19 protein-coding genes are annotated in these 26,134 nt (G+C 61.3%); 12 read left to right on the forward strand and 7 right to left on the reverse strand.

The window, feature by feature from the left end; all coding sequences use genetic code 11:
• The first annotated feature begins 7 nt into the window (after positions 1 to 7).
• The gene (locus tag ACMGF9_RS11380; protein ID WP_414160236.1) at positions 8 to 1,933 is read left to right on the forward strand and encodes a DUF3857 domain-containing protein; all 1,926 of its coding nucleotides are present in this window, start codon (positions 8 to 10) and stop codon (positions 1,931 to 1,933) included.
• Between the two features lie 38 nt (positions 1,934 to 1,971).
• Here the strand turns inward: ACMGF9_RS11380 and ACMGF9_RS11385 are convergent, their stop codons facing one another.
• The 3 genes from ACMGF9_RS11385 to ACMGF9_RS11395 form a co-directional block, all read right to left on the reverse strand.
• Entirely contained in the window at positions 1,972 to 2,328 is a 357-nt protein-coding gene (locus tag ACMGF9_RS11385) for a DUF1937 family protein (RefSeq protein ID WP_046898315.1), read from the reverse strand.
• Positions 2,329 to 2,427: 99 nt separating this feature from the next.
• A complete protein-coding gene (gene eutH, locus ACMGF9_RS11390; protein ID WP_414160237.1) occupies positions 2,428 to 3,660 on the reverse strand; it encodes an ethanolamine utilization protein EutH in 1,233 nt (410 codons plus the stop codon).
• Complete coding sequence (locus ACMGF9_RS11395; RefSeq protein WP_414160238.1) at positions 3,653 to 5,113, reverse strand: FGGY-family carbohydrate kinase; 1,461 nt, start codon at positions 5,111 to 5,113, stop codon at positions 3,653 to 3,655. Before ACMGF9_RS11395 ends, eutH begins: the two co-directional genes overlap by 8 nt.
• Before the next feature lie 259 nt (positions 5,114 to 5,372).
• On the opposite strand from ACMGF9_RS11395, the gene ACMGF9_RS11400 reads away from it, so the two are divergent.
• The 3 genes from ACMGF9_RS11400 to ACMGF9_RS11410 all read left to right on the forward strand — a co-directional run bounded on the left by ACMGF9_RS11400 (position 5,373) and on the right by ACMGF9_RS11410 (position 8,873).
• Positions 5,373 to 6,776 (forward strand): NAD(P)/FAD-dependent oxidoreductase, encoded by a 1,404-nt coding sequence (locus ACMGF9_RS11400; RefSeq protein WP_004938024.1) that lies wholly within the window; start codon positions 5,373 to 5,375, stop codon positions 6,774 to 6,776.
• Positions 6,766 to 7,989 carry an FAD-dependent oxidoreductase gene (locus tag ACMGF9_RS11405; RefSeq protein ID WP_414160239.1) on the forward strand — a complete coding sequence of 408 codons (1,224 nt, stop codon included), beginning with the start codon at positions 6,766 to 6,768 and terminating at the stop codon, positions 7,987 to 7,989. Before ACMGF9_RS11400 ends, ACMGF9_RS11405 begins: the two co-directional genes overlap by 11 nt.
• A 113-nt stretch (positions 7,990 to 8,102) precedes the next feature.
• Positions 8,103 to 8,873, forward strand: coding sequence for a DeoR/GlpR family DNA-binding transcription regulator (locus tag ACMGF9_RS11410; RefSeq protein WP_004938020.1), 771 nt, complete (start codon positions 8,103 to 8,105; stop codon positions 8,871 to 8,873).
• A gap of 47 nt (positions 8,874 to 8,920) precedes the next feature.
• Here the strand turns inward: ACMGF9_RS11410 and ACMGF9_RS11415 are convergent, their stop codons facing one another.
• The 3 genes from ACMGF9_RS11415 to ACMGF9_RS11425 form a co-directional block, all read right to left on the reverse strand.
• On the reverse strand, positions 8,921 to 11,218 hold the full coding sequence (locus ACMGF9_RS11415; protein WP_414160636.1) for an FdhF/YdeP family oxidoreductase: 2,298 nt from the start codon (positions 11,216 to 11,218) through the stop codon (positions 8,921 to 8,923).
• 202 nt (positions 11,219 to 11,420) lie between these two features.
• Complete coding sequence (ggt, locus tag ACMGF9_RS11420) at positions 11,421 to 13,094, reverse strand: gamma-glutamyltransferase (RefSeq protein WP_015377920.1); 1,674 nt, start codon at positions 13,092 to 13,094, stop codon at positions 11,421 to 11,423.
• 162 nt (positions 13,095 to 13,256) lie between these two features.
• A complete protein-coding gene (locus tag ACMGF9_RS11425) occupies positions 13,257 to 14,120 on the reverse strand; it encodes a LysR substrate-binding domain-containing protein (RefSeq protein ID WP_031299651.1) in 864 nt (287 codons plus the stop codon).
• A 143-nt stretch (positions 14,121 to 14,263) separates the two neighbouring features.
• Here ACMGF9_RS11425 and ACMGF9_RS11430 point away from each other — a divergent pair, with 143 nt between their 5' ends.
• The 3 genes from ACMGF9_RS11430 (at position 14,264) to ACMGF9_RS11440 (ending at position 17,153) form a co-directional block, all read left to right on the forward strand.
• Positions 14,264 to 15,403: an agmatine/peptidylarginine deiminase gene (locus tag ACMGF9_RS11430; protein WP_075685924.1), complete on the forward strand. Its 1,140-nt coding sequence runs from the start codon at positions 14,264 to 14,266 to the stop codon at positions 15,401 to 15,403.
• A gap of 76 nt (positions 15,404 to 15,479) precedes the next feature.
• Entirely contained in the window at positions 15,480 to 16,160 is a 681-nt protein-coding gene (locus ACMGF9_RS11435) for a class I SAM-dependent methyltransferase (protein WP_021503722.1), read from the forward strand.
• Positions 16,161 to 16,406: 246 nt separating this feature from the next.
• On the forward strand, positions 16,407 to 17,153 hold the full coding sequence (locus tag ACMGF9_RS11440) for an IclR family transcriptional regulator (RefSeq protein ID WP_004938000.1): 747 nt from the start codon (positions 16,407 to 16,409) through the stop codon (positions 17,151 to 17,153).
• An 88-nt stretch (positions 17,154 to 17,241) separates the two neighbouring features.
• On the opposite strand, the gene ACMGF9_RS11445 is transcribed toward ACMGF9_RS11440, so the two are convergent.
• Entirely contained in the window at positions 17,242 to 18,291 is a 1,050-nt protein-coding gene (locus ACMGF9_RS11445; protein WP_414160241.1) for a DAPG hydrolase family protein, read from the reverse strand.
• A 362-nt stretch (positions 18,292 to 18,653) separates the two neighbouring features.
• On the opposite strand from ACMGF9_RS11445, the gene ACMGF9_RS11450 reads away from it, so the two are divergent.
• The 5 genes from ACMGF9_RS11450 (at position 18,654) to ACMGF9_RS11470 (ending at position 26,131) form a co-directional block, all read left to right on the forward strand.
• Positions 18,654 to 19,772 carry an MFS transporter gene (locus tag ACMGF9_RS11450; RefSeq protein ID WP_021503721.1) on the forward strand — a complete coding sequence of 373 codons (1,119 nt, stop codon included), beginning with the start codon at positions 18,654 to 18,656 and terminating at the stop codon, positions 19,770 to 19,772.
• A 124-nt stretch (positions 19,773 to 19,896) separates the two neighbouring features.
• On the forward strand, positions 19,897 to 21,039 hold the full coding sequence (locus tag ACMGF9_RS11455) for an efflux RND transporter periplasmic adaptor subunit (RefSeq protein WP_414160242.1): 1,143 nt from the start codon (positions 19,897 to 19,899) through the stop codon (positions 21,037 to 21,039).
• A 1-nt stretch (position 21,040) separates the two neighbouring features.
• A complete protein-coding gene (locus ACMGF9_RS11460; RefSeq protein WP_414160243.1) occupies positions 21,041 to 24,178 on the forward strand; it encodes an efflux RND transporter permease subunit in 3,138 nt (1,045 codons plus the stop codon).
• Between the two features lies 1 nt (position 24,179).
• Positions 24,180 to 25,622, forward strand: coding sequence for an efflux transporter outer membrane subunit (locus tag ACMGF9_RS11465; RefSeq protein ID WP_075686295.1), 1,443 nt, complete (start codon positions 24,180 to 24,182; stop codon positions 25,620 to 25,622).
• A 155-nt stretch (positions 25,623 to 25,777) separates the two neighbouring features.
• Entirely contained in the window at positions 25,778 to 26,131 is a 354-nt protein-coding gene (locus ACMGF9_RS11470; protein ID WP_004937980.1) for a DUF1493 family protein, read from the forward strand.
• Positions 26,132 to 26,134 lie beyond the last annotated feature (3 nt).

Raw genomic sequence — 26,134 nt, forward strand, 5'->3', positions numbered from 1 at the left:
ACCGAAGATGAAAATCGCTATTCCTTCCATACTGTTACTCGCCGGTTTGACGGCGACGCACCCGGCCACCGTGTTGGCCGCTGCACCGCCCGCCGCGGCGGATCAGGGCCAGAACGACACGGCCAACAACGATTTCAGCTTCGTGCGCTATCGCGCGGATTATCGCGTTAACGCCAACGCCACCAACGTGAAGACGGAAAGCTACGAGGTGCTGCTGAAGACCAAGGCGGCGATCGAGAAATTCAGCCAGATCCGCCTGAGCTACAGCGAGAAAATGGAAACGCTCGAGGTGGTCGCCGCCTATACGCTGACCGCCGACGGCCAGCGCCACGATGTAGCGCCCGATCGCATCTACACCCAGGAAAGCTATTCCAGCGCCACGGCGCCGCTGTATGCCGATCGCAAGGTGCGCGTCATCGTGTTCTCCAATCTGGCGCCGGGATCGCGCGTGGTGTATGAGCTGCGTCGCACGCAAAACACCCCGTATTTCCCTGACTATTTCGGCCTGTGGGAGACGTTCAGCGTTTTCGATCAGTTCGACGACGCCGAAGTGACCCTGCAGGCGCCGGCCAAGCTGCCGATGCATATTTTCACCCGCGGCGTGGCGGGCGGCGACCAGCCGCAGATCCGCAACGGCCAAGCGCACTGGCGCTGGCATTATTCGCGCAGCGCGCCGATGAAGGCGCAAAACTGGGCGGCGGACAGCTGGACCTTCAGCCCGACCATCATGGCCAGCACCTACCGCGATTGGCCGCAGTTGGCCAAGGCCTACCAGCTGAAGGCCGGCGCGGCGGCGAAGGTGACGCCGGACATTCAGGCGCTGGCGGACAACATTACCGCCGGCATCAGCGATCGGCGCGAGCAGGCGGAGGCCCTCTATCGCTGGGTGGCGCAAAACATTCGCTACGTGGCGGTGTACCTGGGCAACGGCGGGCTGGAGCCGAATTCGGCGCAGAGCATTCTCGATAACCATTACGGCGACTGTAAGGATCACGTGGTGATCCTGGAGGCGCTGCTCGCCGCCAAAGGCATCGAAAGCTCGCCGGTGCTGATCGGCATGGATGAGGGCCCGATACTGCCTAAAGTGCCGCTGCTTGGCCGCTTCAATCACGCCATCACCTACGTGCCGGAATTCAAACTGTACCTCGATTCCACCAATCCCTGGGCGCGTTTCGGGCAACTGCCGGAGGGCGATTTGGGCGCGCCGGTGCTGCTGACGCGCGACGCCAGGCTGGCGCGCACCCCGGGCAGCGACGAGCAGCCGGTCAAGAGCGCGCTGAGCGTCGATTTCGTGTTCGACAAGGCGGGCAATCTGCAGGGGGAGACCGAGCGCCGGCTGAGCGAAGTGGAAGAGATTGACCTGCGGGGCTACTTCTCGCAGATCAACCGCCAGAACCGGGCGCAGGCCGAAGCGACGATCATGTCCGCCTCCGGCATCGACGGCAGCGGCGAGGTGGCGATGAACAGCGATCCGCTGGATCTCAAAAAGCAGTTCGGTTACCGCTTCCGCTTCAAGGCGGACGACTACGTCGATTTCGGCGTGGTGGGCGGCATGACCTTGCCCAACCCGCCCGGCGGCAAATCGTTCCGCACGCTGTATACCACCACGGCGGCGCCGGGCAACGAAACGCCGTTCTACTGCACCGCGCAGCGCTACGATGAAACCTACCGTCTGCAGCTGCCGGCCAACGTGCCGATCATCGCCATTCCGAAAGATCGGCAATTCCGCAATGCGGCGGGCGACTATCGCGTCGCGTGGCGGCGCGACGGGCAGCAGGTGACCGTCAATCACCGCCTGCAGGTGAACGCCATTCGCGGCAAGGAAGCGCTGTGCCAGGCGCAGGATTACCCGGCGTTCCGCGAGCTGTTCCAGCAGGTGCGGCGCGGTTTCCGCGGCCAGGTGGTGTACGGTGAATTGGCCAACGGCAAATAGGCCGCTGCCCCGTCGCGCCAAGCGGCGGGGCGCACGCCTCAGTTGAACTCGCCTGCGACCTCGGACCACAGGCTGACGCGGCAACCGCGCGCCGCGAAAGCGTCCATCTCGCGCTTGATGCCGCCGCTCTCTTGCCAACCCGGCAAGTCGAGCACGATCAATTCATCCATCGCCGCCATGAACAGCGCGTCGATCGGCGCCCACAGCTTGCCGATGGCGGTTTTGTCGAGCTCTTGCAGGCAGAGATTGATCGGATGCGACATGCTGACCTGGCTAAAAACGGCATTGCCGGCGCGCACGATAGCGGCGGCGACGTCGTTGCAGGCGATAAAGCGTTGCTGCACGACGTTGGCGTCGGCGTGGCTGTAGGGGCAGGCCAAAAATATTTTTCTCATTAGCGTTTGTTCTCTCAATAATTGTTGTCAGGGACGAAAAAAGGGCGCAGCTTCCCCGTGAGGCGGCGCCCCGTTTATTTTTATGGCTTAGGGATAAATTTAGCGAGCGGCGGCGGCGATGGCCGTCGATTGCCTTTGCGTCTGTTCTTTTTCCAGCAATTCAGCCTCCGGCACCGAAATTTTTATGGCGATCAGCACGGCGATCATGCCGCCGAGGAATTTGCCCATCATGATCGGCAACACCAGCGAAGGTTGGAAGTTGGCGGTAAACGCCAGGTGATCGCCCAACGTGGCCTGCGCGCAGATGCCGAAGGCCACGCACAGCACCTTATCGCGCGCCCGCATGCCTTTGAACAGGTGATAAACGGCGATGATATTGGCCAATACCATAATAAAGCCCAGCGCGCCGGTATCCGATAAACCGAGCTTTTTACCGATGAAATGCATCGGCTTGCGGCAATAGCGCTGGAATAAATAACAAATGGGGAATGTGCCCGCCAACATAATGCCGATATAACCGGCGATCTCGATAGCGCGGAATAATTCGTCTTTGTCGGCAAATAACGGATCGAACACCCAGCCGCCGAATACCTTTTTAAACACGCCGGTGAAATGTTCGATGATGCACAGCGCCAACACCAGCTTGATAAAGGCATCCGCCGCCTTGCCGAAGATCAGGAATCCTTTCACCATCGCCGCCGGCCGCAGCTTCAGCCCCAGCGCCAACAGGAAGCACAGGGCGAACAGCGGCGACAGCAGCCGCAGCGCCTGCAGCAAGTCCAGCTGCAGATAGTGCGCGGCGGGCGAGGTGGTGGAAATGATCTCCCTGACCGGCAGGTTATTGAAGGTGATGGTCACCAGGGCGATCAGCACGGCGAACGGAATGCTGATCAGGCCCGCCATGGCGCCCAACGCCAGATATTTATGGTCGTCGCGGTTCAGCATGATAAGCCCGACCGGGATCAGGTAGACGATGCTGGCGCCGGAGGTGTAACCCACCAGCATGGCGACGATCCACATATCGCGGTTGGCGGCGATGGCGTCGGCCAACTGGTAGCCGCCCATGTCCACGGCGATCACCGCCAGCGCCGCGATCGAGGCGTCTGAGCCGAGCGCCGAGAAGAAGGGGCCGATGCTGTACATGATCAGGTAAGAGATGATCGGGATCGCGGCCATGATGCCCGCCTGGGCGAGAAACACCGGGCCGATGGCATGAATGCCGTTGACGAACTCACGCCCCAGCTCGCCTTCCGGCTTGATGATCGACGCCAACGCGCCGATCAGGGTGCCGGCCATGATGATATAGATGATGACATTACCGAACTCAGCCATGGTGTTCCTCCTGCGGTGAACGTAAGCCGCGCGAGCGCGCGATGATTTCCTGATAACGGGTAAACCAGACCCTCATATCGACCTCGGCGGGTTCCGTCACTTCATAGCGGCTGAGCACCTTGAGCGGATGTTCCATCCCCAATCCTTTACGCGCCAGCAGCGCAACGCCCTGGGCGGTGATCTCCTTATTGGCGGGAGAGACGATGCGCTTTTGGATCAGGTTGGCGAGAAACTGCGTGAAGTAACGGTTGGCGGACAGACCGCCGTCCACCGAAATGTTGTCGCCGATCGGTTTCAGTTTATCCATGGCGTTGATCACCTCGGCGGAACGCATGGCGATGCCTTCGAGGATCGACTGCAGCAGATCCTTGCGTTCGGTTTCCAGCGACAGGCCGGCCCACATCCCGGCGGCGGAGCGATCCCAGTACGGGCAGGCCAGCCCAGAGAGCGCGGGCACAAAGGCCAGGCCGCGCGCGATGGCCGGCTGGGCCGGAAAATCGCCGAATTCATCGAAATCGTTGAACAGGCCTATCTTTCTTGCCCAGTTAATGGCGGAGGCCGCGTTATAAACGCCGCCGTCCAGGCCATACACCGGCTCGCTGCCGGGCAGCTTCCAGCACAGCGTGGGCAACAGGCCGGACTCGCCGGCGTCGATCGGGCGCGGCCCGGTGATCGCCTGTAAAAAGGCGCCGGTACCGAAGGTGATCTTCATCTGCCCCGGTTGATGGCAGCCGTGGCCGTATGTGCCGGCAAACTGGTCGACGATGCAGGCCGTCAGCGGCACCGGTTTGCCGTTGAGCGCGACGTCGCCGAAGTGGCCGATGTTGTCTCTGACCTCGGGCAGGCTGTCGATCGGCACGCCGAACAAACGGCACAGCTCCTCGTCCCACTGCAGGGTATGAATGTTGAACAACGAGGTGCGCGAGGCCGAGTTATAGTCGGTGAGGTGCCGGCCGCACAGGTGGAACAGGAAGAAAGCGTCCATGGTGCCGAGCCGCAGGCGGCCGCGTTGCGCCAGCTGCCTGGCCCCCGGCGCGTTGTTCATCAGCCAGCCCATCTTGCTGGCGGAGAAGTAGGTATCGAGCGGCAGGCCGGTTTTCGCCATCACCAGCGGCTCGACGCCTTCGCGTTTCAGGCGCTGGATCTCCGGCTCGGTGCGCTGATCTTGCCAAACGATGGCGTTGTACAGCGGCAGGCCGCTGTCGGCGTCCCAGGCCAGCAGGCTTTCGCCCTGATGCCCTAAACCGATGGCATCCACCATGTCGCACTGGCTGAGACAGCGGCGGATATTCGCCAAAATCTCCAGGGCGTCGTGTTCCACCCAGCCCGGATTGGGAGTGATCTGCTTGTGCGGCATGCTGGCCGGCGAATGGTGCCTGCCGTCTTCGCCGAACACCACGACCCGGGTGCCGGTGGTTCCCTGATCAATCGCGGCATAACGTTGATTCATCATTGCTTCGCTCTCTTATAGGTTTTGTTTTTTTATTGTGCCTGGTGTTGGTTGTGTGACTGTTTTAATAATCTATCTTCAATTTCACACATTAAAGCAACATAAATCACAAGATAAAATAACCCCGCGTGATCGACCTCATACTTTTTGCTTATCACCCGCCTTATGCGGCCTTTTTTTGGGAGTTGTGTTGTTTTTACCATTTCAAATGCGGTTATTGTGTGGTTTTATTGTGGTTATCACATCAAAACGGGACATCAGCATGATGGAAGAACAAACGGATTGGGACATTGTCGTGATTGGCGGCGGTGTGGTCGGGTGTGCGGTATTCCGCAAATTCTGCCTGATGGGCGCCCGTACGCTGCTGTTGGAAAAGGGGGGCGATATCCTGTCCGGCGCCAGCAAAGCCAACAGCGCGCTGCTGCATACCGGCTTCGATGCGCCGAGCGGCAGCCTGGAACTGCATTGCATGCAGGCCGGCTACCGGGAGTTTATCGCCATCCGTGAACGGATGAATTTGCCGCTGTTGCCTACCGGCGCGTTGGTGGTGGCGTGGGACGAGCAGCAGCTGGCGGCGCTGCCCGCGATCGTGCAGCAGGCGCATGACAACGGCGTGCTGGACGTGGCGCAGATCGACGCCGCCGAACTGTATCGCCGTGAGCCGCAGCTGGCGCCCGGCGCGTTGGCGGCGGTAGAGGTACCGGGAGAGAGCGTGATCGATCCCTGGAGCACGCCGCTGGCGTACCTGACGCAAGGTGTCAAACACGGCGGCGACTATCGCTTCAATACCGAGGTGACCGGCGCCGAACGCTTGCCGACCGGCTGGCGGCTAACCAGCAACCGGGGCGAGTTTCACGGCAAAATCGTCATCAACTGCGCCGGCAATCAGGGCGACCGGGTAGAAAGTTTCTGCCATCAGCCCGAGTTTGAAATCCGCCCGCGCAAAGGGCAGTTCCTGGTGTTCGACAAGGCCGCCGCCGGTCAGGTCAACGCCATCATCTTGCCGGTGCCGACGGCGATCACCAAAGGGGTGCTGCTGTCGAAAACCATCTTCGGCAATTTGCTGCTCGGGCCGACCGCCGAAGAACAGCAGGATCGAGAAACGGCGACGGTGGACGAAACCAAAATGCGCGAGCTGATCGAACAGGGCACCCGGCTGCTGCCCACGCTGGCGAATTACAGCGTGACCGCCAGCTATGCCGGATTACGCCCGGCGACCGAACAGAAACACTACCGCATCCAGCACTATCCCGACCGGCAGTGGATCTGCGTGGCGGGCATTCGCTCCACCGGCCTGACGGCGGCGCTCGGCATCGCGCAATACGTGGAACAGCTCTATCGCGACCACTTTACGCCATGCTTCACGCCGACAACGCCGCAGACCGTGCATTGGCCGCAGATGCCGATGCTTGCCGACTATGCGCTGCGCGATTATGCGCGCCCGGACAACGGCGGCATCGTTTGCCATTGTGAGCTGGTGACCCAGCGGGAGATAGAGGCGGCGTTCGATTCCGCCGTGCCGCCGGAATGCATCGGCGGGCTGCGGCGCCGCACGCGCGTGATGATGGGGCGCTGCAACGGTTTCTATTGCAGCAGCCGGGTGGCGGAAATGGTGGGCGATCGTTTTGGCCAAACGCTGGCCGTAGGGAGCATTGATGAAAACTGAGTATCAGGTGGCGATTGTCGGCGCCGGGCCCGCCGGGATTGCGGCGGCGACCGCGCTGCGGCAGGCGGGCATCGAGGATGTGGTGATCCTGGAGCGGGAACAGCAGGCGGGCGGCGTGCCCAGGCACTGCCGACATCCCACCTTCGGGCTGCAGACTTTTTACCGGCCGATGCTGGGGTCCACCTATGTTGATAAGATACTGGCGCGCGCCGGGCAGGTAGAGATCCGCACCGGCGTGACGGTGCTCGCCATCAAACCAGACGGTGAGCTGACCATCACGGACCGCCGTGGCGTTAGCATCTTGAAAGCGCAGCGGGTGATCCTGGCGACCGGCGTGCGCGAGACGCCGCGTCATCCGCGCCTGGTGAGCGGCCTGCGGCCGCAGGGCGTGCTGACCGCCGGCGCGCTGCAGCAGTTCGTCTATTTGCGCGGGCTGCAGCCGGGCAAGGCGCCGGTGGTGGTCGGCACCGAGCTGGTCAGTTTCTCCGCGCTGTGGACGCTGCGCAACGCCGGCGTGCGCGCCGTCGCCATGATTGAAAGCGGCGGCAGGCCCGTCGCCTGGCGGCTGAGCGCGCTCTATGCGCGCCTGATGGGGGTGCCGATTCACTATTATTCGCGGGTGACCGACATTGCCGGCCGCGATCGGGTCGAATCCATCGAGGTGGAGAACCGCCAGGGAGAGAAACGGCGCATCGCCTGCGACAGCCTGATCTTCACCGGCCGCTTCACCGGGGAGTATACGCTGATCCGCCAGAGCCACCTGGCGCAGCGGCCGGAGAGCGGCTGCCCGCTGACCGATCAGTTCGGCCGCTGTTCCGACGCCGCCTATTTCGCCGTCGGTAACATGCTGCATCCGGCAGACATGGGCGACCAGTGTTATCAGGAAGGGCTGCGCGTCGGCGAAGCCGTTGCCCGTTCGCTGCAGCGCACGCTGCCGCCGGCGCGGCAAATCCTCCCGGTGCGGCATGACGAGCGGATCCGCCTGACCGCGCCTGCCAACGTGGCGCTGATCGGCAAACCCGCCACGGTCACGATCAATATGCGCGTGGAACAGCCGGTGTCCGGTTCGGTGGTGGTGCGGCTGGGGGAGAAAGTACTGTACCGCAAAACGCATCGCTGCCTGCCGGAACGGCGGATCCTGCTGCGCAACATCGCCTTGCCGCCCGGCGGCGAGCGTGACGCGCTGCACATCAGCATCGAACCCACCGGATGAACGGCGGCTACGGCTTGCGTCTAACGCCATGAAACCCGTAGTATTCCGTCAGTTAACGCCGCGAGTCTCGGCGGAAGCAGTCACTCTTACTTAAGGCAGCGAGTGTAATGTGAATGGATATCTCTAATTCCGTGGAAAGGCGCAATGAAATACTGGCGCTGATCCAGGCCAATGGCCGGGTTTACGTGAATGAGCTGGCGGATAAATTCCAGGTTTCGCAGGAAACCATTCGGCGCGATCTGAACAAGCTGGAAGACTATCGGCTGATCAAGAAGATCCACGGTGGCGCGGTCAGCAGCCAGTTCAAGTTCGAGCATGAATTCAATGAGCGGGCCAAAATCGCCGAGGCTGAGAAGCGCGCCATCGCGGAGAAAGCGGTGACGCTGATCCAACCGGGCGATACGGTGTTCGTGGATTTCGGCTCCACCACGCTGGAGTTCGCTCGGCAGTTGGCGACGGTGGATCAGTTGACGGTCATCACCAACTCGCCGCTGATCGCCAACGTCTGTCTGGAAAATGACTCCATCGACGTGGTGCTGATCGGCGGGCAGTTCATCGACTCCAAAATGGCGTGCCTGGGCGCGATCGCGTTGAATAATATCGAAGCGTTTTTCGCCGATTACGCCATTATCGGCGCCGGTGCGGTTAATGTGCAGACCGGGGTGATGGATCAAAACGTCAATGAGGCGGCCATCGCGCGCAAAATGATTGCGCAGAGCCGCAAATGCATTGTGCTGGCCGACGAAAACAAGCTGCGCGGGCATGCGATGACGCTGGTGGCCAAATGGCCCGAGGTCGATTATCTGGTGACCTCCGACAGCGGTAATGCATTGGAAGGATTGGTTTTCCCCGCCAACGTTAATGTGTTGGTGGCGCAGGTATAAAGGGGAGAAGCCTTTCTCCATGCGGAGAAAGGCTCAAACCGCTTCCGTCAGGCGATATCGACCGCGCGCACCTCTTTGGATCTCAGCTTCACGCGGATTGGCACCGATTTGTACGAAGGCGTACCGCTCTCCTCATCGATGTAATGCAGCGGCACCAGCACGTTGGCTTCCGGGTAGTAGGCGCCGACCGATCCGGCCGAGATGTTGTAGGCGATCACCGTGATGCCTTCCAGGCGCTGGGTGCTGCCGGGCAGCGCCGTTTCCAGGTCGACCACGTCGCCATGCTCCAGCCCCAAACGTTGCAGATCGCTGTCATTCATAAACAGCACGTCGCGCCGGCCGAAAACCCCGCGATAGCGGTCATCCAGGGCATAGATGGTGGTGTTGTACTGATCGTGGCTGCGCAGGGTGATCAGCCGCAGCGTATCTTGTTCCGCCGCAATCTGGTCTTCGTGCAACCCGCTGAACACCGAAAACATCGCTTTGCCCGTCGCCGTCGGCCACTGGCGTTCTGTCGGCGGCAATGGCATGCGAAAACCGCCGGGTTGGCGAATGCGCGCGTTGTAATCGTCGAAGCCCGGTATGGTTTTTTCGATCAGATCGCGGATCACATCGTAATCCTCGACCAACTCATCCCAGGGCACCTTGCTGGCGGGCATCACCGTTTTGGCCATGCCGGCCACAATGGCGGGTTCCGAACGCAGGAGTTCCGACGCCGGTTTTAATTTGCCGGACGAGGCATGCACCATCGACATCGAATCCTCCACCGTCACCGATTGCCGTCCGCCGGCCTGCAGGTCCAGCTCGGTACGGCCCAGGCAGGGCAGAATGAGAGTTTCTTTCGCCACCAACAGATGGCTGCGATTGAGTTTGGTGCCGATATGCACGCTTAACTCCAGCGCTTTCATCGCCGGGAAGCTCTGCTCGGGGTCCGGCAGCGCCACGGCGAAGTTGCCGCCCAGGCAAATCAACGCCTTCGAAGCGCCGTCGATCATCGCCTGCATGCATTTCACGGCATCGTGACCGTGGGCTTTGGGCGGCGTGAAGCCAAACACCGTTTCCAGCTTCGCCAAAAATTCGGCCGAGGGTTTTTCGGTGATGCCGACGGTGCGGTTGCCCTGCACGTTAGAGTGGCCGCGCAGCGGGCAAATGCCGGCGCCCGGTTTGCCAATGTTGCCGCGCAGCAGCAGCAGGTCAGCGATCAGGCGCACGTTGGCCGTCCCTTTATTGTGCTGCGTAATGCCCATGCCGTAGGTCACGATGGTGGCGTTGGATTTCGCGTAAGCGGCGGCGACCTGTTCCAGATCCTGACGCGTCAGACCGCTTTCCGCCTCAATGGCTTCCCAACGGGTGGCCCGCAGATCGGCGTCGAAAGCCGTAAACCCTTCAGTGTGCTCGGCAATAAAGGCGTGATCCAGCGCATTGCCATGCTCATCATCCAACTGCAGCAACGCTTTGGCGATGCCTTTGAGCGCCGCGGCATCGCCGCCGGCTTTGACCTGATAGTAGGTTGAAGCGATCGGGGTCGAACTGTAGGTCGCCATTTCGATGACGTTTTGCGGATCGGTGAAACGTTCGAGCGCCCGCTCGCGCAGCGGGTTAAACACAATGATCGGCACTTTTTTGCGCGCCAGCTCATGCAGCGTGCCCATCATGCGCGGGTGGTTGGTGCCCGGGTTGTGCCCGATGGAAATAACCAGCTCCGCGCTGTCAAAGTCGTCCAGCGAGACAGTGCCTTTGCCGATGCCGATCGACTGCGGCAGGCCAACGCTGGTCGGCTCATGGCACATGTTGGAGCAGTCGGGAAAGTTATTGCTGCCAAATTCACGCGCAAACAGCTGGAACAGGTAGGCCGCTTCATTGGACGCCCGGCCGGAGGTATAAAATTCCACCTGTTCCGGCGGCAGCGTCTGCAAGACGGCGGCGATGCGTTGGAACGCCTCGTCCCAGGCCAGCGGGCGCAGGGTGTCCGTCCCGGCGTCATAAAACAGGGGCGTGGTCAGACGGCCGTAGTCCTCCAACTGATAATCGGTTTTTTGCAGCAGTGAGGTCACGGTATTTTGCGCCAGGAATTCGGGGGTCACGCGCTTGCTGGTCGCTTCCCAGGTCACGGCTTTGGCGCCGTTTTCGCAAAACTGAAAGGTGGAGCGATGCTCTTTATCCGGCCACGCACATCCCGGGCAGTCAAACCCGTCGGGCTGGTTGGTACGCATCAGCGTCACCGGCGCTTCCAGGGTATCCATCTGTGTGCGCACGGCGATGGCCGTCGCTTTCAGCGCGCCCCAACCGCCGGCGGGCCCATCGTAGGGATGGACACCGGGTACTGCTCGTCTTTTCGCCATTATTGATTGCCTCCGACACCGCTTACGATAAATGCAGGTGATTGATTTAAAATTAATATTGTCGTTATCGTCTAAGAAGGAAGGCAGACGCCGCCGTCGTCAAACGCGAGCCTGTCGCTTCAGTATAGATGAGTAAGAAAGGGCGCAGCGGCAGTCAATGCGGGGAAGTAGCGGCCCGTCTAACCTGAGGCGGGCCGCCGGGGCGTTACTTTTTCACCACCAGGCCCACGCCGCGGCCGCGCGGATCGGACGCGGTTTCCGGCGTGCGGCCATCGATGCGGATGACCTGAATATCCCCCATGTTCCAGCCCTGGTCTTCGAGGGTGTAGCCCATGGCCTTCAGCTCGTCCGCCGGTTTGCCGGTCAGCGGCGCAAAGCTGTCATAGTAGACGGTGTCTTTCGGCAACAGCTGATGGTGTACGCGCTGGGCGGCCACCGCCTGCGCCAGCGGCAGGTGGTAATCGTAGAGGTTGTTGATCACCTGGAAGATCGAGGTGAAGATGCGCGAACCGCCCGGGGTGCCGATCACCAGGGTGACGTCGCCGTCGCGGGTGATGATGGTCGGGCTCATCGAGGAGAGCATGCGTTTGCCCGGCTCAATGGCGTTGGCGTCGCTGCCCACCACGCCAAAGGCATTGGCGACGCCCGGTTTGGCGCTGAAGTCATCCATCTCGTCGTTGAGCAGGAAGCCGGCGCCTTTGACCACCACGCCGCTGCCGAAGTCCCAGTTGAGCGTATAGGTGTTGCTGACGGCGTTGCCGGCGGCATCGACGATCGAGAAATGGGTGGTTTGGTGGGTTTCCAGCCCCGGCCGTACCTGCTCGGTCGGTGAGATCGCCTGCGGATTGATCTCGGCGGCGCGTTTTTGCAGGTAATCAGGGGCGATCAACTGCGCTTCCGGCACGTTAGTGAAATCCGGATCGCCGAGGTAGTCGGCGCGATCGGCGAACACGCGTTTTTCGATCTCCGCCAACAGGTGGATATAGCGCGCCGAATTCAGCGGCACGTCCTTGAAGTCGGCGGCGCGATCTTCTTTTATCCCCAGCAGCTGCGCCAGCGCGATGCCGCCGGAGCTGGGCAGCGGGGCGGTATACACGGTGTTGCCGCGCCAGCTGATGCGCATCGGTTCGCGCCATTTCACCCGGTAGTCGGCCAGATCCGCCGCGCCGATCAGCCCGTTGTCGCGCTGCATTTGCGCCACCAGCAGGCGGGCAGTTTCGCCGTGATAAAAATCGTCGGCGCCCGATTTGGCGATGCGCTCAAGGGTGGCGGCCAGCTCCGGCTGTTTGAACACCGTGCCGGGCTTCATGGCGCCGAAATAGTCGCCGAAGTTGGTTTTACCGGCGAACAGCTTGTTGGCGTCTTCACGGTACTGATACTGCTGATCCGCTACGGTGAAACCTTGCCGGGCGTAGCCGATCGCCGGCGTCAGCAGTTCGGCCCACGGCAGCTTGCCGAAACGCTTGTGGGCTTCCCACAACCCCAGCACGGTGCCCGGCACGCCGGCGGCGCGGCTGCCCACCAGGCTGAGATTTTCGATCACTTCGCCTTTCTCGTTCAGATACATGGTCTTGCTGGCGGCCTTGGGCGCCACTTCGCGGTAGTCGAGAAAATAGGGCTTACCGTCGACGTACAGCGTCATAAAGCCGCCGCCGCCGATATTGCCGGCTTCAGGGTAGGTCACCGCGAGGGTAAAGGCGGTGGCGACCGCCGCGTCGACCGCGTTGCCGCCGGCCTGCAGAATGTGCGCGGCGACCTTGGCGCCATACTGATCCGGGGCGGCGACCGCGCCGGCGGTCAGATCGGCGGCAAAGGCGGCGGGAAGGGAGCAAGCAAGGGTCACGCTCAGCGCTATCGTTTTCAATAAACCGGCAGACATAGAAGATCCTTTTAGCGATGTTCAGTTATCAGGTGAATTCAACTAATTATTTTTGAAACAGCAGGTTAGCGCGTTTTCTTCGGGCTGTTGCGGCGCTTTATTGAAGGTAGCAGCGGTCAGGCGGGGTCGCCTGACCAGAGTAGCAAATCGTGACGTGACGCGTTATGCGCCGGCGGGCAGCGCCGACTGCAGCCATTGGCAGAAGTGCCGGGCGAGCGGATTGTGTTCGCTGTCGCGATGCAGCAGCCACGCCCAGTTGGCGCCGCGCACGCGTTGCTCGGTTAACGGGTGCAGCAGCCCGACGTCGCGCGCGTGTTGCGCCAGCAGCTGACTGACCAACGCGATGCCGAGGCCGTTGCAGGCGGCGTCCAGCAGCAGACCAGGATCGGAGAAGTTCAGCCCGCTGTCGCGTTGGCCGACGTGCGCGCCGCCCGCCACCGTCCAGTGGCTCCAGTCCATCTCGCGTTCGCCGTGCAAGGTCACGCGCTGCTCCGGCGCCAACGCCAGCAGGCTGGGGTGGCAGGCGGGATAGAGCCGGTCGGTACAGAGAACGTTAAAGGTGCAGTCCGCCTGCGCGCTGAGATCGTCGCGGATCGCCAGATCGATGCTGTCCGTCGCCATATCCGGCGGTTCAAAGCTGGTGAACAGCCACAGATCGATCTGCGGATGTCGCTGGTTGAACTCGCCCAGCCGCGGCGCGAGCCAGTGGCGGGCAAAGGCCGGGGTGGTGTTGACGATCAGCTGGTTGGGTTTGCGGTACTGATCCAAACGGCGAATGCCGACGGCCAACTGTTGCAGCATCACCTGTGCGGTGCTGAACAGATCGTGGCCGGCGTCGGTCAGCGTTACGCTGCGGCCGGTGCGGAAGAACAGCGGCTGTTCCAAAAACGCCTCGAGGCTGCGGATCTGTTGGCTGATGGCCGACTGGGTCAGGTGCAATTCTTCGGCGGCCTGATGAAAACTGCCCAGGCGCGCCGCCGCTTCGAAACCGCGCAGTGCGCTCAAAGGGGGCCAGTGTTTTAACATTATCGATAAGCCTGTCTAATCAGATATCCACTAAATATATCGTTTGTCGCGGTGGCAGGGGAAGACTAGCATGGGATTCAAGTGCCGGAGAGTGAAGAATTCGGTTAACCATTTGAATTTAAATTAATTAAAAGAGGTCGTTTATGTCATCGCGTCGCACCTTCATCAAGCAGCTTTCGGCGGTGGCCGGCGTCGGCTTGACGGCATCGTTGGGCTTTCCATTACGCGGTCACGCAGAAGCTGCGCTTAATCCGGCCTGGCGGATGCCCGACGAAGGGGAACCTCAGCTGCGGGCGTTTCTCGCCTTCGGCGCCCAGAAGGCCATCTGGGGCGGGTTCACGGCGGACGTGCAGGCAGCGCAGGGGCGCATCGCCCGCGCCATCGCCGAGTTTCAGCCGCTGACGGTATTTTGCCGCGCGCACGAACGGCAGCTGGCGGAGGCCACCTGCGGCAGTCAGAACGTCAGCTATGTCGTCACCGAGCTGGATGACATCTGGATGCGTGACATTGGCGCCAATTTCGTCATCAACGACGCCGGTGCGCTGGGCGCGGTGGATTTCAACTTCAACGGCTGGGGCGATAAGCAGCGGCATGCCAGGGATGCGCGTCTGGCGGCGTTCGCCGCCAAAAAATACGGCGTCGCTCAGCCGCGCCGCAGCGCGCTGGTGGGGGAAGGCGGTGGCATTGAGGTGGATGGGCGCGGCACCGGCATCATGACCGAGAGCAGTTGGGTGAATGCAAACCGTAATCCAGGCTGGAACCGCGATCGGGTGGAGCAGGAGCTGAAGGCGATGCTCGGCCTGCGCAAAATTATCTGGCTGCCGGGCATTAAAGGCCGGGACATCACCGACGCCCACGTCGATTTTTATGCCCGTTTCGTGCGGCCGGGCGTGGTGGTGGCCAACCTGGACACCGATCCGGCCTCTTATGATCATGCGGTTACCCAGGCGCATCTGGCGATCCTCAAGGCAGCGACCGACGCCGACGGCCGCAAGCTGCAGGTGCATACGCTTTCGCCGCCGCTGGCGCCGCGCGACAGCCGTTTCAGCCGTAACAATCCGGACTTTGCGGCGGGCTATATCAACTATTTCGTGATCAACGGCGCGGTGATCGCCCCTGAATTTGGCGACCCGCAGGCGGATAAGGCGGCATTTACGCTACTGTCGGCGCTCTATCCGCAGCGCAAGGTGGTGCAGTTGGAGATCGACGCCATCGCGGCCGGCGGCGGCGGCATTCACTGCGTGACCAGCCAGCTGCCGGTGCATGGCAAGCCAGAGCAGTGAATGTTCAAAAAATGCGCGCACGGTTGTTTGTCGCCATAGGCTGTGGTTGGCTGAGTGGAAACATAAGGAGGCCATCATGAACGACTCATCCTTGAGCATTCCCACCTGGTATCGCGATCCGCACGCAGAGCAGGCCATGGCCGAAGGCCATGCGCCTATCTGGCGGCATCTGCTAACTCTGGTGCCGGAACACGAACTGTCCGGCGTCAGGGTGCTGGACTTCGGCTGCAATCAGGGCGGTTTTCTGCGTCTGTTGCACCAAATCCGGCCATTTCGTGAAGGGCTCGGCGTCGATATCGCCCGCCAGTCCGTCGAACACGCCAATCGCCTGAAAGGAAACCTGCCGATCGATTATCAAACCGACACGCGGCTGACAGGCTGGGATGACCATTTCGATATCGCTTTCAGCCATGAAGTCATCTACCTGATCGAAGATATCGCGCAGCATGCCGCCGATATGCTGCGGGCGCTGAAACCGGGCGGCGTTTACTATGCGGTGACCGGTTGCCACACCGACAACCCGCTGTGGCCGCAATGGCGCGCAAGGGTCGCTGAACAGACGCATACCGTGGTGCAGGATCGCTCGCTGGACGACTATGCACGCATTTTCTCCGGCGCGGGGTTCCAGGTCTCTGCCCGCAGGCTGGGTTTTTCCGGCTTCGTGCCCTATGAGCCGGACGGTTGGATGCCGAATATCGCGGCGGCGATCGACTACTATTGGCACACAAAAACGGTGTTCAGATTGGCGAAGCCGTAAAAAGCCGTAGGTACGCGAGGCTGTTGGCGTAGGCGCCTGCGCGATGATGAAGCATGGGCAGACTGCCATCCTGAATATCATGGGGGAGCTATTGCTTTTATCTCACTGTGTTGCTCTAAAAAATCCTGGTATCTGTGATGAGGCAGGTAGGCGGGGGATTTTCCATGGATCTTGTCCACCTATCCAATATGTGGACAACCTGTGATATTCTTTCGTCCCTGACCCCATTCAATGTGGAACATCACGATGAGTAATGATGCGGATAATAGCGGCTCACAGGTGATTGCCCGGGCCGCCACCCTGCTGCGGGCGCTGGAAACTCAACCGAAGGGCATGACCATCTCTCAATTGTCCCGGGAAACGGGGCTGCCGCGCACCACCGTACACCGTTTGGTCACCTCGCTTGAATCGCAACAGCTGCTCATCATGGGCAGCGGCGGCGTTCAATTAGGGCCGGCGCTCGCCCGCCTGGCGGCTTCCGCGCATACGGATGTGATCACCCTTGCAAAACCGGCGATGGAAACGCTTGGCCGCCGCACGCGTGAAACCGTCGATTTGTGCGTTTACCGCGGCAGCCACGCGGTATCGGTAGGCCAGTTTGTTTCCGATCAGGAACTTCGCGTCGTATCAGCCGTTGGCACCGCCTTTCCGTGTCACTGCACGGCGCATGGCAAAGCCATTCTGGCCGAGCTGCCTGACGAAAAGATTGCGGATCTGCTTGGCGGCCAGCCGGATGTCAGAACGGATAATACCCTCAGAACCGTCTCATCCGTACTGGAGGACATTCGGGAAACCAGGATCCGTCGTTACGCCATCGATCGCGAAGAGCACGCTCGGGGCGTCTGTGGCGTCGGCGTTTACCTCAATATCGGCGTCAACGAGCTTTACGCCATATCCATTGCGGTTCCAGCCATGCGTTTCGAGGAAAAGTTTGACCATCTGCTCGGTTCGCTGATGCAGTGCAAAGCGGAAATCGAAGCGATGCTGGCATAACAAGCCGGGGCGTTTGGCCCGGCAGGCGCTGAACGCCGGGGCCAGCACGCCTCGCTCCCGGCGCTGCGTTGGCGAGGGAAGGCGGCGGTCAGCTGTTGCCGAACCGGGCATAAATCTCAGGCAGAAAACGGCCGAGCGAAGAGAACTCCGTCATATCGTGGACGGCCATTTCATAGGCAAAGTCTTCCAGCGACGCTTTCGTCATCCCCGCTTTTGCGATGTATTCGCGCGAGCGTTTTCCGCCGTCCGGGAACTTGTCGAATCTATCCCAGGATTCATGCGTGCCGATCCAGTAACGGTTGACCATTTCCATCCCTTGCGGCGTGTCGCGTCCCAGATGAATCATCAGCACCAGCGGCGTTGATTGCGCATCATAAGGCGTGATGATGCCGCTGGCGTTAAAGGTAAAGCGATGCTTTTTGAGCAACTCGCTCTCGACGCCGAAGCTTTCCGGCGCATTAAAATGGATAACGCCGTCCAGATAGTTATCGCCAATGTACTCGGTAATGTGGTTCGGGTTGCCGTACAGCCGCTCAGCGTAGGACAGACGGGTATCCGCCAGACGCTTGGGATCGACAACCGAGTTGTGGATATGAGCATGCGGGAACCACAGATAATAGCGTTCGCTCTCGATCGGGTGCCAGCAGAACCACCACTTGAACATCTCCGTGGTCACGCCCGGAAAAATATGGCGGCTTTGCGCATAGGCGCAGGGGCCGCCATCCTCAACGACGGCGTAACCCGATACCGGAAACTCGTCAAAACGTTCCAATAGGGTTTTCAGGCCCGCTTTCGTGGGTTGAAGAATGTGTTCTTTTGCCAACGGCCCCTGTTCCAGCGCGCGGATCATCTCTACGGGCGCATCCAGATTGCTGTCGAAGAACTCGGCGTAGGGCTTGCCCTGAATGCCTTTCTCATTGATCTTCAAGCGTTTCTGCATCGGCACCTGATAGTAGGAAATCAATGACTTATCGAGCGATGCGCCCGCATCAGTAAACGCGCCTTTCCGCGTCGCCGCCGGTAGGGCGGATGATGGTGCCGCCATGGCGGAAGACAGCAGGGATTGAGAAAGCAAGGCGCCGCCAGCCAACAGCGGAATGCGTTTGATGATATTACGACGTGAAATTTCTTTACTCATGAGTTCCTCACTTAGGTTGTCGCCGACTTGACGGCAGCGAGATGTGGTGTGGTTGATATTGATTTCGAATTATCCGAATAATGGATCACTCATCCGAATAGTGGTTATTATTCTGTTGCCGGATGTGGGCGATGTCAACGCTCATTGAGTGACAAAGCGCATGGATTGCCAAAAAGCGCCTGCCAGCCATTGCAGGTAATAACTGGAGGGTTGCCGACGTTGGCAGGGTAGGATTGACATTCAGTTTACAGTTCGCGCGTTGACATGTTGGGCAGAAGCCTCAAGAATACCGTCCGAATTGTGGATATCATATCCATATATCGGATATTTCAGTGAGGCACTCTATGCGTGAATTAAGAAAAATGGCGGCGTTTACGCTCTTGGCCGTGGCCTGTCTGACGATCATGGTCGGTTGCGTGATCGTTCCCGGTTTGACGGAGATCGCGAGCCAGTTGGGCACGCCTTCCGCGGCCAGTTGGCTGGTCACCGTGCCGTCGTTGGGCGTGGTGATATTTGGCCCCTTCGCCGGACGTTTTATTGACAAGGCGGGCGCTTACGCGGCGCTCAGCTGGGGGCTGTTGTTGTATGGCCTGCTTGGGTCGGGGGGGCTGTTGCTGCGCGGCTTTTGGCCGGTGATGCTCGACCGCCTGCTGCTTGGCGGCGCCACGGCGATCGTGATGTCAGCCGGCACCGGTCTGATTTCTGCTTTTTACAGCGGGCAGGCGCGCTTGAAAATGATCGCTTCGCAAGGCATGTCGATCGAGCTGGGCGGCGTCATCTTTCTGTTTATCGGCGGGCTGTTGGCGACGCTCGGCTGGCGCTGGCCCTTCCTGTTGTATCTTGTCGCCTGGGTGTTGCTGGCGATGCAGTTGCTGTTTGTGCCCAAACCCCAGTCCGATGTGGGCGAATCAGACAACGTTCAGCGCGATGATGCCATTTCCACCGGCGCCGGCAGATTAACCGCGGTCTATTTTTCCGCTGTGCTTTCCATGATCTGCTTCTTCACCGGGATCATTATCATCCCGCAGCATTTCCACCACATGAATATCGGGGCGGCGCAAACGGGATACTTCCTGTCGTTTATCTCGCTTATCGCCGTTTTTGCCGCCGCGCTGATGCCCAGGTTGGTGGCTTTACTCAGAGAAAACGGCGCGCTTGGCGCGGCGTTTGTCTGTTATGCCGCAGCGCATCTGCTCTTCGCCTCTGCGCACGGCACTGCGGCATTTGTTGCCGGCGGCATTCTGATGGGATGCGGGTTCGGCTTCTCGGTGCCGTTGGTTAATCATATGACCGTAGAAAAAAGCTCCCCCCGCACCCGGGGGCGAAATCTGGCCTATTTATCGATGGCGATTTTCTCCGGCCAGTTCTTGTCATCCTTTATGGCGTTCATTCCCGGCAGTTCATCCGCCGTTTTCCTGGGAGCGGCGGGTATCAGCATCGCCACGATTTTGGCGCTGACGCTTGCGCGCAGATTAGGATAAACCCACCGCGCTGCGCATTTTCCAGCCCGAAAAGATTTTACGCAATCCTTACGCAACCCTTTCAGAAGCGCATTGCGGCATTCGATATATTGAGAATAGTCATTCTCAATAGGATCGTATTGCAATGCAGAGGAAAATGCTTTTAGCGCTGGGGCTGTCGCTGTTGCTGGCCGGCTGCGATGGGCAAAACGCCGGTGCGCTGGCGGGCGCAGGCGGTGAGCAGGAGGTCGGCGTGGTCACGCTGCGCGGCCAGTCAGTGACCCTGAGCAGCGAGTTGACCGGCCGGGTCAACGCCACCATGACCTCCGACGTGAGGCCGCAGGTCGACGGCATCATCAAGCAGCGGCTGTTTACCGAAGGAGCCGAGGTGAAAGCCGGGCAGGTATTGTATCAAATTGACCCCGCCAGCTATCAGGCCAGCTACGATCAGGCCGCCGCCCAGTTGAAAAACGCCCAGGCTACGGTGCAATCCACCCGGCTCAAATCGCAGCGCTATGCGGCGCTGGTGAAAGAAAACGGCGTTTCCAAACAGGACGCAGACGACGCCAAAGCCGCGTATCTGCAGGCCGTGGCGTCGGTGGCGCAGTATCAGGCGGCGCTGGAGACGGCGCGCATCAATCTCGGCTATACCCAGGTGCGTGCGCCGATCGCCGGGCGCATCGGTATTTCGTCGGTGACGCCGGGCGCGCTGGTCACCGCCGGCCAGACCGATGCCTTGGCCACCATCCGCGCGTTAGATCCGATCTATGTCGATCTGACCCAGTCCAGCGCCCAACTGCTTAAACTGCGGCGCCAACAGGCGGCGTTACAGCGCGGCGCGGTCACGCCGGTCGCCATTAAGCTGGAGGACGGCACGTCTTATGCTCACGCCGGCAAGCTGGAGTTGACCGAGGTGGCGGTGGATGAGGCCACCGGTTCGGTCACGCTGCGCGCGGTGTTCCCCAACCCCGAACATGAGCTGTTGCCCGGCATGTATATCCACGCCACGGTGGATAACGGCGTCGATCCCAAAGCCATTCTGGCGCCGCAGCAGGGCATCACCCGCAACGCCAAGGGCGAAGCCACCGCGTTGGTGGTGGACGAGCAAAACAAAGTGGCGCAGCGCACCGTCAACGCCGAACGGGTGGTGGGCAGCAACTGGCTGATCGGCAGCGGGCTGAACGAAGGCGATCGCCTGATCGTCGAAGGCACCAGCAAGGTGACGATCGGCGCCGCAGTGAAGCCGGTTGAAGTCTCGGTCGACAAAAACCAACGCGGGGAGCAGTGATATGGCGCAGTTCTTTATCCGGCGGCCGGTGTTCGCCTGGGTGATCGCCATCATCATCATGCTGTGCGGCCTGATGTCGATCAATTCGTTGCCCATCTCGCAGTACCCGGACGTGTCACCGCCGCAGATTTCCATCTCCGCCACCTACCCGGGCGCGGACGCGGAAACGCTGGAAAACAGCGTCACTCAGGTGATAGAGCAGCAGCTCACCGGGCTGGATGGCCTGCTGTATTTCTCTTCGACCAGCAGCTCCAGCGGCTCGGTCAGCATCGACGTCACCTTTGATCAGGGCACCGATCCGGATATCGCGCAGGTGCAGGTGCAAAACAAAGTTCAGCAGGCGGAAAGCCGCTTGCCGAGCGCCGTCACCGCCCAAGGCGTGACGGTCAAGAAATCCCAGAGCAGCTTTCTGCTGATCGTCGGACTGTATGACGAGACCGACAAGGCGACGATGGCCGACATTTCCGACTATCTGGTCAGCAACCTGCAGGATCCGCTGTCGCGCATCGAGGGCGTCGGGGACGTTCAGGTGTTCGGCTCGGAATACGCGATGCGCATCTGGCTGGATCCGACCAGGCTGGCGAGCTATGCGCTGATGCCTTCCGACGTGCAGACGGCGATCGAGGCGCAAAACACCCAGGTATCCGCCGGTAAAATCGGCGATCTGCCGGCCGCCGCCGATCAGCAGCTGACCGCCACGGTGAAGGCGCAGTCGCGGCTGCAAACGCCGGAACAGTTCCGCAATATCATCCTGAAAAGCGACAGCAGCGGGGCGCTGGTGCGGCTGGGCGACGTGGCGCGGGTTGAACTGGGCAACGAAGACTACTCCGCCAGCGCGCACCTCAACGGCCACCCGGCGGCGGGGATCGCGGTCAAGCTGGCGGCGGGCGCCAACGCCCTCAACACCGCCAAGCTGGTAAAGGCCAAGGTGGCGGAATATCAAAGCGCGATGCCGCAGGGTTATAAGGTGGCCTACCCGAAAGACAGCACCGACTTCATCAACATCTCGATCGAGGAGGTGGTGAAAACGCTGTTCGAAGCGGTGGTCCTGGTAGTGGTGGTGATGTTCGTGTTCCTGCAAAACCTGCGCACCACGCTGATCCCGACCATCACCGTGCCGGTGGTGTTGCTGGGCACCTTCGGCGTGCTGGCGGCGTTCGGCTACTCGATCAATACCCTGACGCTGTTCGGCATGGTATTGGCGATCGGGCTGTTGGTGGACGACGCCATCGTGGTGGTGGAAAACGTCGAACGCGTGATGCGTGAAGATAAGCTGCCGCCGCGCGAGGCGACGGAGAAATCGATGCGCGAAATCACCGGCGCGCTGGTCGGCATCGCGCTGGTGCTGTCGGCGGTGTTTCTGCCGATGGCGTTCTTCGGTGGTTCCACCGGGGTGATCTACCGCCAGTTCTCGATCACCGTCGTCTCCTCGATGGTGCTGTCGGTGGTGCTGGCGTTGACGCTGGCGCCGGCGCTGTGCGCCACATTGCTGAAATCGACGCATAAAGAACAGACCGACAAAGGGCTGCTGGGTAAATTCAACCGCGGTTATAACCGGCTGCAGGAGAAGTACGCCGACAAGGTCGGCGGGGTGATCCACCGGCCGACGCGCTATCTGCTGCTGTACGGCCTGCTGCTGATCGCCACCGCCGTGATGTATCTGCGTTTGCCGACCGGTTTCCTGCCCAATGAGGATCAGGGGTCGGTGATGGTGCAGTACACCTTGCCGGCCGGCGCCACCAATGCCCGCACCTCGGCGGTGAGCGAGGCGGTGACCGCCTATTTCCTCGAGCAGGAAAAGGCCAACGTCAGCACCATTTTCACCATCAACGGTTTCGGCTTCAGCGGCAGCGGGCAAAACGCCGGCATGGCGTTCGTCAGCCTCAAAGACTGGAGCCAACGCGGCGGCAGCGAAAACACCGCCGACGCCATCGCCAAGCGCGCCATGGCGCATTTCGCCTCGCTGCGCGACGCCCAGGTCTTTTCCATGAGCCCACCGGCGATCGACGGCTTCGGTCAGTCCGACGGCTTCACCTTCGAGCTGCAGGCCAAAGGGGCGACCACCCGCGCCGAGCTGCAGGCGATGCGCGATCAGATCGTCGCCGCCGCCGCCGGCAATCCGTCGCTGCTGGCGGTGCGCGCCAACACCTTGCCGGACACGCCGCAGCTGCAGGTGGAGATCGACAGCGGCAAACTGCAGGCGCTCGGCCTGAGCGCCGGCGACGTCAACAGCACGCTCAGCAGCGCGTTCGGCAGCACCTACGTCAACGACTTTATCGATCGCAACCGGGTGAAAAAAGTCTATATGCAGGGCGACGTAGCGTATCGCGCCAAGCCGGAAGATCTCGACAAATGGTTTGTGCGCGGCACCAACGCGGCGGGCGACAGCAGCATGACGCCGTTCTCCGCTTTTGCGTCCTCACACTGGATCTACGGCCCGGAAAACCTGACGCGCTATAACGGGCTGTCGTCGTTCGAGATCACCGGGCAGGGCGCCGCCGGCGTCAGTTCCGGCACGGCGATGAGCGAGATGGAGAAACTGGCGGCGAAGTTCTCCGCCGGCAGCAGCTATTCCTGGAGCGGGCTCTCCTATCAGGAGCGGCTGACCAGCGGCCAGGCATCGTCGCTGTACGCCATTTCGCTCATTGTGGTGTTCCTGTGCCTGGCGGCGCTGTATGAGAGCTGGTCGATTCCGTTTGCGGTGATGTTGGTGGTGCCGATGGGCATCGTCGGTTCGCTGCTTGCGATCACGCTGCGCGGGCTGGAGAACGATATCTACTTCCAGGTGGCGCTGCTGACCATCGTCGGTTTGTCGGCAAAAAACGCCATTCTGATCGTCGAGTTCGCCGAGGAAATGCACCAGCGCGGTGAAACGCTGATTGGCGCGGCGGTTCACGCGGCGCGCATGCGCCTGCGGCCGATCCTGATGACCTCGCTGGCGTTTACCGCCGGGGTGCTGCCGCTGGCGGTATCCAGCGGCGCCGGCGCCAACAGCCGCATCGCCATCGGTACCGGCATTATCGGCGGCACCCTTACCGCCACCGCATTGGCGATCTTTTTCGTCCCGCTGTTTTATGTGCTGGTGCGCCGCATGTTTACCCGTCGGCCCGCCAACTCGCCGTCGCAGGCAGGAGAATAACGTGTTGCAACGAGTCATGATGTTAACTTTACCGCTGCTGCTGAGCGGGTGTCTGTCGCTGGATCCGCACTACCAGCGCCCGGCGGCGCCGGTGCCCGCCAACCTGCCGCAGGGCGAGGCCGCAGGCAAGCAGGCGTTGAGCTACCCGGACGTCGCCTGGCGCGACTATGTGCAGGACGCCAGGCTGCGCCAGGTGGTGGCGATGGGGCTGAGCAGCAGCCGCGATCTGCGCGAGGCGATCGCCAATATCGCCTCGGCGCGCGCGCTGTACGGTGAGCAGCGCTCGGCGCTGTTGCCGACGATCAACGCCACCGCCGACGGCAGCCGCGGGCGTTCGCTGACCGGCAACGGCAATGCCACCGCCATCAGCCAGAGTTACGAAGCGCAGGCCGGCGTCAGCGCCTTTGAGCTGGATCTGTTCGGCAAAAACGCCAGCCTGTCGCGGGCGGCGTTCGAAACCTATCTGGCGAACTCGGAGGCGGCGAAAAGCACCCGCCTGACGTTGATCGCCGACATCGTCACCGACTGGGTGGCGGTGGCAGCCGAGCGCAGCAATCTGGCGGTGGCGCAGCAGACGATGGAAAGCGCCAAACGGTCGCTGGAGGTGACGCGCAAGAACCAGCAGCACGGCATCTCGTCGCTGGTCGACGTGGCGTCGGCGGAGACCGTTTATCAACAGGCGCGATCGGACGCCGCCAGCTATGCGACCAGCGCCGCGCAGGCGAAAAACGCGCTGGATTTAGCGGTGGGGCAAAGCGTGCCGGAAAACCTGCTGCCCGGCGGCATCGACGCGCTGGGCGGGATCATGCGCGATCTGCCGGCCGGGGTTTCTTCGCAGGTGCTGCTGACGCGGCCGGACGTGCTGCAGGCGGAGCATAACCTGAAATCCGCCAACGCCAATATCGGCTCGGCGCGGGCGGCGTTCTTCCCGTCGATCAGCCTGACCGCCAGCGGCGGGGTGGGCAGCGGTGAACTCTCGTCGCTGTTCAGCCACGGCGCGGGCGTTTGGTCATTCGCCCCGAGCATCAGCCTGCCGATTTTCAGCGGCGGCTATAACACGTCGCAACTGAACTACAGCAAAGCGCAGAGAGATCTGTATGTCGCCACCTATGAGAAAGCGGTGCAGACGGCATTTCAGGAAACCGCCGACGCGCTGGCGCGCAAAGCCACGCTGCGGGAGCAGCTGGCGGCGCAAACCGGCTATGTGGCGGCGGCGCAGCAATATTATCGTCTGGCCGAACTGCGCTACCGCCAGGGCGTGGACAGCTATCTGACCGTGCTGGACGCGCAGCGCACGCTGTATACGGCGCAGCAGTCGCTGATCGCCGCGCAGCAGACGGCGTACGATAATCAGGCGACCCTGTATAAAGTGTTGGGCGGCGGGGTTGCCGCCGAGCGGCAGGGGGATGGCGTCATCGCCGACAAGACGACGCTCAGCCGCTAACCTTCGACCGCGCGCGCCGGGCGTTTGGCTGCGCGCGCTTTTTATGGAAAGTGTAAAGAAACGGAAAACCCGCGCGGCGGCCCGAACTCGCCGCGGCGGGCAGAGTCAGACAGGTAATTGCACTCACTTTTTCTTCATATCGGCTCGAGGTCGTCATGGCAGAAGACATTCAGCAACAGGTCATCGCGCTTATCGCCGCCTTCAACGCATCAGGGCGGCTGCAGAAGGGCGTGGCCATCACCCCGGAAACCGAGATTAACACCGTGCTCAATCTGTCGTTCAGCGACTCCAACACGCTGATGCGCCGCTACTTCGACACCTTCGGCGTCGACAGCGGCAACTATAACCACGAGCTGTATTTCCAGCCGCCGAGCAATACCGGGCGCTGGTTTTCTCCCTCCGCCTGTAAAGAACACACCCGGCCGCTGTGCGTGTCTATGCTGGTGCGCTCCGCGCGCGCCAAACGCTGGCTGTACGACATCCATTTTCTGATCGAGCAGCTCCGTTAGCGC

Origin of the sequence: Serratia sp. BNK-23, assembly GCF_047456145.1 — a bacterium.
Taxonomy (GTDB): Bacteria; Pseudomonadota; Gammaproteobacteria; order Enterobacterales; family Enterobacteriaceae; genus Serratia; species Serratia nematodiphila.

Coding starts and splice junctions, on each gene's coding strand:
- ACMGF9_RS11460 (WP_414160243.1), top strand. CDS start 21,041: ATGGCGCAGTTCTTTATCCGGCGGCCGGTGTTCGCCTGGGTGATCGCC.
- ACMGF9_RS11450 (WP_021503721.1), top strand. CDS start 18,654: ATGGCGGCGTTTACGCTCTTGGCCGTGGCCTGTCTGACGATCATGGTC.
- ACMGF9_RS11395 (WP_414160238.1), bottom strand. CDS start 5,113: ATGATGAATCAACGTTATGCCGCGATTGATCAGGGAACCACCGGCACC.
- ggt (WP_015377920.1), bottom strand. CDS start 13,094: ATGTCTGCCGGTTTATTGAAAACGATAGCGCTGAGCGTGACCCTTGCT.
- ACMGF9_RS11470 (WP_004937980.1), top strand. CDS start 25,778: ATGGCAGAAGACATTCAGCAACAGGTCATCGCGCTTATCGCCGCCTTC.
- ACMGF9_RS11405 (WP_414160239.1), top strand. CDS start 6,766: ATGAAAACTGAGTATCAGGTGGCGATTGTCGGCGCCGGGCCCGCCGGG.
- ACMGF9_RS11425 (WP_031299651.1), bottom strand. CDS start 14,120: ATGTTAAAACACTGGCCCCCTTTGAGCGCACTGCGCGGTTTCGAAGCG.
- ACMGF9_RS11445 (WP_414160241.1), bottom strand. CDS start 18,291: ATGAGTAAAGAAATTTCACGTCGTAATATCATCAAACGCATTCCGCTG.
- ACMGF9_RS11380 (WP_414160236.1), top strand. CDS start 8: ATGAAAATCGCTATTCCTTCCATACTGTTACTCGCCGGTTTGACGGCG.
- eutH (WP_414160237.1), bottom strand. CDS start 3,660: ATGGCTGAGTTCGGTAATGTCATCATCTATATCATCATGGCCGGCACC.
- ACMGF9_RS11440 (WP_004938000.1), top strand. CDS start 16,407: ATGAGTAATGATGCGGATAATAGCGGCTCACAGGTGATTGCCCGGGCC.
- ACMGF9_RS11385 (WP_046898315.1), bottom strand. CDS start 2,328: ATGAGAAAAATATTTTTGGCCTGCCCCTACAGCCACGCCGACGCCAAC.
- ACMGF9_RS11410 (WP_004938020.1), top strand. CDS start 8,103: ATGGATATCTCTAATTCCGTGGAAAGGCGCAATGAAATACTGGCGCTG.
- ACMGF9_RS11455 (WP_414160242.1), top strand. CDS start 19,897: ATGCAGAGGAAAATGCTTTTAGCGCTGGGGCTGTCGCTGTTGCTGGCC.
- ACMGF9_RS11435 (WP_021503722.1), top strand. CDS start 15,480: ATGAACGACTCATCCTTGAGCATTCCCACCTGGTATCGCGATCCGCAC.
- ACMGF9_RS11400 (WP_004938024.1), top strand. CDS start 5,373: ATGATGGAAGAACAAACGGATTGGGACATTGTCGTGATTGGCGGCGGT.
- ACMGF9_RS11430 (WP_075685924.1), top strand. CDS start 14,264: ATGTCATCGCGTCGCACCTTCATCAAGCAGCTTTCGGCGGTGGCCGGC.